The following is a 5099-nucleotide window of genomic DNA, read 5'->3' on the forward strand; positions in this document are numbered from 1 at the left end:
GTCATGAACCACACCAGCGACGAGCACGCGTGGTTCCAGGAGTCGCGGAAGGACCCCGACGGGCCCTACGGCGACTACTACGTCTGGGCCGACGATGACAAGGGCTATCCGGACGCCAGGATCATCTTCGTCGACACGGAGACGTCGAACTGGACGTACGACCCGGTGCGTGGCCAGTACTTCTTCCACCGCTTCTTCTCGCACCAGCCGGATCTCAACTACGAGAACCCGCGCGTCCAGGAGGAGATCCTGGCCGCGCTGAAGTTCTGGCTGGACCTGGGCATCGACGGCTTCCGGCTGGACGCGGTGCCGTATCTGTACGCGGCCGAGGGCACGAACTGCGAGAACCTGCCCGCCACCCACGCGTTCCTGAAGCGCGTGCGCAAGGAGATCGACGCCCAGTACCCGGACACCGTGCTGCTCGCCGAGGCCAACCAGTGGCCCGAGGACGTCGTCGACTACTTCGGCGACTACCCCAGCGGCGGCGACGAGTGCCACATGGCCTTCCACTTCCCGGTCATGCCGCGCATCTTCATGGCCGTACGCCGCGAGTCGCGCTACCCGGTCTCGGAGATCCTGGCCAAGACCCCGGCCATCCCCTCGAACTGCCAGTGGGGGATGTTCCTGCGCAACCACGACGAGCTGACCCTCGAGATGGTCACCGACGAAGAGCGCGACTACATGTGGGCCGAGTACGCCAAGGACCCCCGCATGCGCGCCAACATCGGGATCCGCAGGCGCCTCGCTCCCCTGCTGGACAACGACCGGCACACCATCGAGCTGTTCACCGCTCTGCTGCTGGCCCTCCCCGGCTCGCCGATCCTCTACTACGGCGACGAGATCGGCATGGGCGACAACATCTGGCTCGGCGACCGCGACGCCGTGCGGACCCCCATGCAGTGGACCCCGGACCGCAACGCCGGGTTCTCCACCTGCGACCCGGGCCGCCTCTTCCTGCCGGCGATCATGGACCCGGTCTACGGCCACCAGGTGACCAATGTCGAGGCCTCCATGTCCTCGCCGTCGTCGCTGCTGCACTGGACCCACCGCATGATCGAGATCCGCAAGCAGAACCCCGCCTTCGGACTCGGCACCTACACCGAACTGCCCTCCTCCAACCCCGCGGTCCTGGCGTTCCTCAGGGAGTACGAGGACGACCTGGTGCTCTGTGTGAACAACTTCGCGCGGTTCGCGCAGCCCACCGAACTCGATCTGCGCGAATTCGCCGGACGCCATCCGGTGGAGCTGTTCGGCGGGGTGCGCTTCCCGGCCATCGGCGAGCTGCCGTATCTGCTGACCCTCGGGGGTCACGGCTTCTACTGGTTCCGGCTCACCCGAGTCGCATCCCGCATCGGCCGGCGACTGTGAGCACGCGCCGGGACAAGGAGGCGTGACCATGCCGAAGACCGCATACCTGCGCCCGAGCCTCACACGCCTGGCCGAGCCCATGGAGTCGCTCGGCGCCCTGCTGCGCGACTGGCTGCCCCGCCAGCGCTGGTTCGCGGGCAAGGACCGGCCCGTCACGGAGCTCGGCCTGCTGTCGATGACCGAGCTGTTCCCGGGCTGTCTGCACCTGCTGATCCACGCCGGGCACGCCGGGCACACAGGCGTGCCGTCGCCGGGCGGCGCTCCCCCGGCAGGTGACTGCTACCAGCTCCTGCTGGGCGTACGGGAGCACCCGGCACCGCGCCTCGGCCGGGCGCTCATCGGGCAGGTGCAGGACGGACCGCTGGCCGGTCTGACGGTCTACGACGCGCTGCACGATCCCCGTTCGGCCCAACTGCTCCTGGAGCGGCTGCGGCACCCCGGCACCGCCGGCCCGCTGCGCTTCGACTGCGACCCGGACCAGCAGGTGCCCGCCGGGCTGGTGCCGCGGCTGCTCGACGCCGAGCAGTCCAACTCCTCGCTGGTGTACGGCGACGAGTACATCCTGAAGATCTTCCGGCGCATCCAGCCGGGCGTGAACCCGGACCTGGAGGTGCCGGGGGCGCTGGCCCGCCAGGGCTGCCACCGCGTCCCCGCGCCCGTGGCGTGGTTCCAGACGAGCCATCCCTTCAAGGCCACGCTCGGTGTGCTCCAGCCGTATCTGCGGGACGCCTCCGACGGCTGGACGCTGGCGCTGCACGCCCTGGCCGCCGGGGACGACTTCACGGTCCAGGCGCGGGCGCTCGGCGCGGCCACGGCGGATGTGCACCTCGCGCTGGCCTCGGCCTTCCCGGTCGGCGCGCCCGGGGAGAACGGGCGTACCGCGACGGCGATGACCGAGCGGCTGGACGCCGCCGCGCACTGTGTGCCCGCGCTCCAGCCGTTCGTGCCGGGCCTGCGGACCGCGTTCGCCGCCCTCACCTCCTGCGACCCCGGGCCGCCCGCTCAGCGCATCCACGGCGACCTGCACCTGGGCCAGGTGCTGCGGGCCGGGCGTGAGTGGTTCGTCATCGACTTCGAGGGCGAGCCGTCCCGGCCGCTCTCCGAACGGCGCAGCGCCCACTCCCCCGTGCGGGACATCGCCGGGATGCTGCGCTCCTTCGACTACGCCGCCCGGCAGCGCCGCCCCTGGCGCCCGGAGTGGGCGCGGCGCTGCCGCGAGGCCTACTGCGCGGGCTATGCCGCCCGCGCCGGCTGGGATCCGCGCAAGAAACACGGACTGCTCCGGGCCTACGAGACGGACCGGGCCGTGTACGAGGTGCTGTACGAGGCACGGCACCGCCCCGACTGGCTGCCTGTACCGATGGCGGCGATCGAGCGCCTCGCTGTGAGAGGAGACTGAGCCGTGGCCCTGCGAGACACCTCAATCCCGGAGCCGTCCGGCCCGGTCCCGAGCGCGACCGCGCCCGCCCTGAGCCCGGAGGACCGCGGGCGCCTGCTGGCGGGCGCCCACCACGATCCGCACGCGCTGCTCGGCGCCCATCCGGTCCCCGGCGGGATCGTGTTCCGGGCGCTGCGCCCCTTCGCCCGCTCTGTGAGCGTCGTGAGCGACGGGAAGCGCACGGCGCTCGTCTCGGAGGGCGACGGCCTCTTCTCGGGCGTGCTGCCGTCGGCGGCGATCCCCGACTACACGCTGCACGTGGCGTACGAGGGCGGCGAGCAGGAGACGCACGACCCGTACCGCTTCCTGCCCGCGCTCGGCGAGCTCGACCTGCACCTGATCCGCGAGGGCCGGCACGAGGAGCTGTGGACGGCGCTCGGCGCACAGCCCATGACCCACGAGGGCGTGACCGGCACCCGGTTCACGGTGTGGGCGCCGAACGCCCAGGGCGTGCGGGTCGCCACGGACTTCACCCACTGGGACGGGACGCAGTTCCCGATGCGGTCCCTGGGCGCGTCCGGGGTGTGGGAGCTGTTCCTGCCGGGCGTCGGCGAGGGCACCGCGTACAAGTTCGAGATCCACTCCCGGTACGGGCACCGCTTCCTCAAGGCGGACCCGATGGCCCGCCGTGCCGAGGAGCCGCCGAACACGGCGTCGATCGTGACGGCCTCGCACTACGAGTGGGCCGACGCCGAGTGGATGACACACCGCGCCGACACGCCGGTGCACGAGGCGCCCATGTCGGTGTACGAGGTGCATCTGCCGTCCTGGCGCCCGGGGCTGACCTACCGGCAGCTCGCCGAGGAACTGCCCGCGTACGTCAAGGACCTCGGCTTCACGCACCTCGAGCTGATGCCGGTCGCCGAGCACCCCTTCCACGGCTCGTGGGGCTACCAGGTCACGGGCTTCTACGCGCCGACCGCGCGGCTGGGCTCCCCGGACGACTTCCGGTTCTTCGTCGACGCCTGCCACCGGGCCGGCATCGGCGTGATCATGGACTGGGTGCCGGCGCACTTCCCGAAGGACGACTGGGCGCTGGCCCGGTTCGACGGGGACCCGCTGTACGAGCCCGGGGACGGGCGGCGTGCCGAGCACCCGGACTGGGGCACCTACGAGTTCGACTTCGGCCGCACCGAGGTGCGCAACTTCCTCGTGGCGAACGCGGTGTACTGGTGCGAGGAGTTCCACATCGACGGGCTGCGGGTGGACGCGGTCGCCTCGATGCTCTACCTGGACTACTCGCGCGAGGACGGCCAGTGGGAGCCCAACGCCTACGGCGGCCGGGAGGACCTGGCGGCCATGGCGTTCCTGCAGGAGATGAACGCGACCGTGTACCGGCGTGCTCCCGGCGTGGTCACCATCGCGGAGGAGTCCACCGCCTGGGGCGGCGTGACCCGGCCCACCGACACCGGCGGGCTCGGTTTCGGGCTGAAGTGGAACATGGGCTGGATGCACGACTCGCTGGAGTACCTGAGCCACGAGCCGGTGCACCGTAAGTACCACCACCACGAGATGACCTTCTCGATGGTGTACGCGTACAGCGAGAACTACGTCCTGCCGATCTCCCACGACGAGGTCGTGCACGGCAAGCAGGCGCTGGTGTCGAAGGCGCCGGGCGACTGGTGGCAGCGGCGCGCCACCACCCGCGCCTACCTCGGCTTCATGTGGGGCCACCCCGGCAAGCAGCTGCTGTTCATGGGGCAGGAGTTCGGGCAGGGGGCCGAGTGGTCGGTGGAGCACGGGCCGGAGTGGTGGCTGCTCGACGACGGCTACCACTCGGCGGGTGACCACCGGGGCGTGCGCGATCTGGTCCGTGACCTGAACACGGCGTACCGGGCGACGCCGGCGCTGTGGCAGTGCGACACCCGTCCGGAGGGCTTCCGGTGGGTGGCGGTGGACTCGGCCGACGACAACGTCTTCGCGTTCCTCCGCTACGACGCCGAGGGCGACCCGCTGCTGGCGGTGTCGAACTTCTCCCCCGTCGTCCGGCACGACTACGGCCTGTGGGTCCCGGACGACGTCGTCGCCTGGCAGGAGACCCTCAACACCGACGACACGCGCTACGGCGGCAGCGGCGTCACCAACCCGGATCCGGCCAAACCGGAGGGCGGCCTGGTCCGGATCACGCTGCCGCCGCTGGCCACCGTGTGGCTGAGGCCGTTCGCTCCGTGAAGTCCCGCGGAAGCACCAGGTGTCCGACCCGCCTGTGAGGGGCACTGGGGGTCGTACCACCCGGTGTAGACGGTGGTTGGACGCGGGAGGGGCGCAGAAGGGCGGGGCTCAGGTGGGGACC

3 protein-coding genes are annotated in these 5099 nt (G+C 71.1%); all 3 read left to right on the forward strand.

What is annotated here, in order from left to right; genetic code table 11:
* On the forward strand, positions 1–1368 hold a 1368-nt coding region (gene treS, locus ACFTZL_RS40700; RefSeq protein ID WP_382594345.1), incomplete at its 5' end, for a maltose alpha-D-glucosyltransferase.
* A gap of 28 nt (positions 1369–1396) precedes the next feature.
* A complete protein-coding gene (locus tag ACFTZL_RS40705) occupies positions 1397–2767 on the forward strand; it encodes a maltokinase (RefSeq protein ID WP_382594348.1) in 1371 nt (456 codons plus the stop codon).
* Between the two features lie 3 nt (positions 2768–2770).
* Positions 2771–4978, forward strand: a complete 2208-nt coding sequence (glgB, locus tag ACFTZL_RS40710) for a 1,4-alpha-glucan branching enzyme (RefSeq protein WP_382594350.1) — start codon at positions 2771–2773, stop codon at positions 4976–4978.
* The last annotated feature ends 121 nt before the right edge of the window (positions 4979–5099 follow it).

This window comes from Streptomyces sp. NPDC056948 (assembly GCF_042674225.1).
GTDB lineage: Bacteria > Actinomycetota > Actinomycetes > Streptomycetales > Streptomycetaceae > Streptomyces > Streptomyces purpurascens.

What these genes read in the sequence shown, in the direction of transcription:
- ACFTZL_RS40705 (WP_382594348.1), top strand. Translation starts at nt 1,397, where the DNA reads ATGCCGAAGACCGCATACCTGCGCCCGAGCCTCACACGCCTGGCCGAG.